General features: G+C 74.5%; 3 protein-coding genes. All 3 read left to right on the top strand.

Annotated features, from left to right (window positions below):
- Positions 1-4 precede the first annotated feature (4 nt).
- Genes E4099_RS29580 through E4099_RS29590 form a run of 3 tightly spaced genes read left to right on the top strand, consistent with a single transcriptional unit; the run spans position 5 to position 4,249 of the window.
- Positions 5-1,099 (top strand): quaternary amine ABC transporter ATP-binding protein, encoded by a 1,095-nt coding sequence (locus E4099_RS29580; RefSeq protein ID WP_135342186.1) that lies wholly within the window; start codon positions 5-7, stop codon positions 1,097-1,099.
- Positions 1,096-3,255 carry an ABC transporter permease gene (locus E4099_RS29585; RefSeq protein ID WP_245245296.1) on the top strand — a complete coding sequence of 720 codons (2,160 nt, stop codon included), beginning with the start codon at positions 1,096-1,098 and terminating at the stop codon, positions 3,253-3,255. The genes E4099_RS29580 and E4099_RS29585 overlap by 4 nt, the downstream gene beginning before the upstream one ends.
- Position 3,256: 1 nt before the next feature.
- A complete protein-coding gene (locus tag E4099_RS29590; RefSeq protein WP_135342185.1) occupies positions 3,257-4,249 on the top strand; it encodes an ABC transporter substrate-binding protein in 993 nt (330 codons plus the stop codon).
- Positions 4,250-4,424: the final 175 nt, after the last annotated feature.

Consider the following 4,424-nt stretch of genomic DNA (forward strand, 5'->3'; position numbering starts at 1 on the left):
CTCCGTGAGATCCGCCTCCGCCGCCGTCGGCGGGACCTCCGTCGAGCCGCGGCCCCCCGCCGCCACCCCCGTCTTCGCCGTCCGCAACCTGTGGAAGGTCTTCGGGCCCAAGGCCGACCGCGTGCCGGGCGGCCCGCTGGCCGAGCTGCCCCCGGACGAGCTGCGCCGGCGCACCGGCTGCACCGCCGCCGTCCGCGACGTCTCCTTCGACGTGCGGCCCGGAGAGGTCTTCGTGGTCATGGGCCTGTCCGGGTCCGGCAAGTCCACCCTGGTGCGCTGCCTGACCCGGCTGATCGAACCCACCAGCGGCGCCATCGCCATCGACGGCGAGGACGTGGTCGGCATGGACAAGGCCCGACTGCGCGATCTGCGCCGGCACCGGGCCGCCATGGTCTTCCAGCACTTCGGGCTGCTGCCGCACCGCTCGGTGCTCGACAACGTCGCCTACGGGCTGGAGATCCAGGGCGTAGGCAAGGCCCAGCGCCGCGCCCGGGCCGCCGAGATGGTGGCCAAGGTCGGCCTGGCCGGCCTGGAGCAGCGCCGACCGGGGCAGCTCTCCGGCGGCCAGCAGCAGCGGGTCGGACTGGCCCGCGCCCTCGCCGTCGACCCCGAAGTGCTGCTCTTCGACGAGCCGTTCAGCGCCCTCGACCCGCTGATCCGCCGCGACATGCAGGAGGAGGTCATCCGGCTGCACCGCGACGAGGGCCGCACCATGGTCTTCATCACCCACGACCTCGGTGAGGCGCTTCGCCTCGGCGACCGGATCGCCCTGATGCGGGACGGCCGGATCGTGCAGCTGGGCACCCCGGAGGAGATCGTCGGTTCCCCGGCCGACGACTACGTACGGGACTTCGTGCGCGACGTACCGCGCGAGCAGGTGCTGACGGTCCGTACCGCGCTGCGTCCCATCGCCTCCGGCGAGCCCGCCACCGGCCCCGCGCTGGCCCCCGACACCACGGTGGCCGCCGCCATCGAGGCGGTCGCCCGCTGCGGCGGCCCGGCCCGGGTGATGGACGGCCCCCGACTGCTCGGCGTGGTCGACCACCAGCGGCTGCTCGCGGTGGTCGCCGGCCTGCGGCCCGAGGAGGCGGCCGGATGACCTCCAGTACCGCGCCGCATCCCATCGGCCCCGAGCCCGGCCGGGGCACCGCGCCGCATCCCACCGGCCCCGAGCCCGGCCCGGGTACCGCGCCGCATCCCATCGGCACGCACACCGCTCCCGGCACCGCCCCACACCACACCGGCACCCAGGCCACCACCCACGCCACCCAGGCCACTTGCGCCCACGCCGCACCAGCGGCCACCCCCGTACCGTCGACCGCCGCCGCCCCGAGGGCCTGGCTGCGGTACCCGGCCGTCCGCAAGCTGCTGGTGCTGGCGGTGCTCGCCGCCGTGCTGGTCCCGGTGGCGCACAGCCGATGGACCAGCGGCAGTTGGCCGCACGCGCTGACCGTGGACGTGTCCGGGCCGCTCGGTGACGCCAGCGACTGGATCATCGACAACCGGGACAGCCACCCGGTGTTCCTCTACTTCTTCGGGCACATCAGCAACGCCATCATCGTCGCGGTGCGCGCCGTCTACCTGTCGCTGCTGGCCCTCGGCTGGGCCGGCACCACCGCCGCGGCCACCCTGCTCGCCGGGCGGGTCGCCGGCGCCCGGGTGGCGGCCGTCGCGGCCGGCTCGTTCGCGGCGTGCGGGCTGCTCGGCATGTGGGTGCCCACCATGCAGACGCTGGCCCTGATGGCCGTGGCGGTCACCGCCTCGGTGCTGGTCGGCGGGGTGCTCGGGCTGGCCGGCGGCCTGTCGCGGCGCACCCACCGGGCGCTGCGACCGGTGCTGGACACCATGCAGGTGCTGCCCGCCTTCGCCTATCTCCTGCCGGTGGTGATGGTCTTCGGCATCGGCGTGCCGGGCGCGGTGCTGGCCACCGTCGTCTACGCGGCGCCGCCGATGGCCCGGCTGACCGCGCTGGGGCTGCGGCAGGCCGACCCCGGCGTGCTGGAGGCGGTGACCTCGCTGGGCGCCACCGGACGGCAGCGGCTGCTGACCGCACGCCTGCCGCTGGCGCGCAGGGAACTGCTGCTCGGCGTCAACCAGGCGATCATGATGGCCCTCTCGATGGCCGTCATCGCCTCCGTGATCGGCGGCGGCGGCCTGGGGGACCAGGTCTACCAGGCGCTCTCCACGGTCGACGTGGGCCGGGCGCTGACCGCCGGCATCCCGATCGTGCTGCTCGCCGTCGTGCTGGACCGCACCACCTCGGCCGCCGGCGAACGGGCCGGGGCCGAACCCACCGGCCCGTGGCCGCTGCGCGGCCTGCCGGCCTGGGCCGGGGCGGCGCTGATCACCGCGGTGGTGGCCCTGGCCGGGCGCGCCGCGGGTGCGCTGAGCTGGCCGGACGGGTGGACGGTGGCCATCGCCGAGCCCGTCAACCAGGGCAAGGAGTGGATGGTGGACCACCTCTACTCCGGGGTGCCGGCCATCGGCGGCACCGCCGACTGGGCCTCCGCCTACGTCACCTGGGTGCTCAACCCGCTCCGCGACGGCCTTCAGGCGCTGCCCTGGTGGGCGGTGCTGCTGGTGGTGGCCGCGACGGCCTGGCTGATCGGCACCTGGGGCACCGCGCTGACCGCCACCTGCGCCATGGCCGCCATCGGCGTGCTCGGGGTCTGGGAGCCCTCCATGGACACCCTCTCCCAGGTGCTGGCCGCCGTCGCCGTCACCCTGCTGCTTGGCATCGCCATCGGCATCGCGGCGGCCCGCGCCCCGCGTCTGGAGCGGTCGCTGCGTCCGGTGCTGGACGTGTGCCAGACCATGCCGCAGTTCGTCTATCTGATCCCGGTGGTCGCGCTGTTCGGCGTCGGCCGGGCACCGGCGGCGGCCGCCGCCATCGTGTACGCGCTGCCCGCCGTCATCCGCATCACCACCCAGGGGCTGCGGCAGGTGGACCCGTCGGCCCTGGAATCGGCCCGCTCGCTGGGCGCCACCCCGGCCCAGCAGCTGTGGCAGGTGCAACTCCCGCTGGCCCGCCCCGCGCTGCTGCTCGCCGTCAACCAGGGCGTGGTCCTGGTCCTCGCCGTGGTCATCATCGGCGGCCTGGTGGGCTCCGGCGCCCTCGGCTACGACGTCGTCTACGGCCTGGCCCAGGGTGACCTGGCCACCGGGCTGGTCGCGGGCGCGGCCATCGTCTGCCTGGGACTCATGCTCGACCGGGTGACGCAGCCCACCGCGCGCCGCCCGGGAAAGGAGGCCTGAGATGCCTCACCCCGCCACCCGTATCCGTACCCGTCGCGCGCTGCTCGCGGCGGCCGTACTGACCGCCACCGCCGCCGCCACCGGCTGCGGTGCGGCCGACATGACCCGGCAGTCCTCCCCGTACGCGAACGCGGACGGCGCCAGGACCGTCACCCTGTCCGTCCAGTCCTGGGTGGGCGCGCAGTCCAACACGGCCGTCGCCCGGTACCTGCTGGAACACGAACTGCACTACCGGGTGGACACCGTGCAGGTGGACGAGGTCCCGGCCTGGGACGCGCTCAGCCAGGGCAGGGTGGACGCGATCCTGGAGGACTGGGGCCACCCCGAGCAGGTGCGGCGGTACGTCGAGGACAAGAAGACCATCACCCCCGGCGGGGACCTGGGCGTCACCGGCCACATCGGCTGGTTCGTCCCCAAGTACTTCGCCGACGCCCACCCGGACGTCACCGACTGGAAGAACCTCGACCGGTACGCCGACCGGCTCCGCACCCCGGAGAGCGGGGGCAAGGGGCAGTTGCTGGACGGCTCGCCCTCCTACGTCACCAACGACAAGGCGCTGGTGGACAACCTCGACCTGGACTACCAGGTGGTGTTCGCGGGGTCCGAGGCCGCCCAGATCACCCAGATCAAGCAGTTCGCCAAGGCGCGCAAGCCCTTCCTCACCTACTGGTACGCGCCGCAGTGGCTGTTCAACCAGGTGCCGATGGTCGAGGTGAAGCTGCCCCGGTACACCGACGCCTGCGCGGAGCGGGGCACCGCCGACCCGGCCACCGTGGACTGCGCCTACCCCACCACGCCGTTGCAGAAGTACCTCAACGCCGACTTCGCCCGGAGGGGCGGCGAGGCCGCGGCCTTCCTCAAGCGGTTCCACTGGACCGAGCGCGACCAGAACGAGGTCTCCGAACTGATCGCCGCCCGCGGGATGTCGCCCGAGGAGGCGGCCGAACACTGGGTCAAGGCACACCCCGACATCTGGCGGAAGTGGCTTCCCTAGCGACCGGCTGCCCAGCCGCGGGCCCTCCGAGGCCGGCCGCCCCGACCTCGTGGCCCGGCCGGCCTGGGAACCCCCGGGCCGGTCGCCGGGTCCCCGCACCCCCGGACCCGTCCGGACCTTCGAGATCCCGGGGGCCGGCCAACCGGCCCCGCCCCAGGCCCGGCCACCCGAATCC

This window comes from Streptomyces palmae, assembly GCF_004684805.1.
Classification (GTDB): Bacteria; Actinomycetota; Actinomycetes; order Streptomycetales; family Streptomycetaceae; genus Streptomyces; species Streptomyces palmae.

What these genes read in the sequence shown, in the direction of transcription:
- E4099_RS29585 (WP_245245296.1), top strand. Translation starts at nt 1,096, where the DNA reads ATGACCTCCAGTACCGCGCCGCATCCCATCGGCCCCGAGCCCGGCCGG.
- E4099_RS29590 (WP_135342185.1), top strand. Translation starts at nt 3,257, where the DNA reads ATGCCTCACCCCGCCACCCGTATCCGTACCCGTCGCGCGCTGCTCGCG.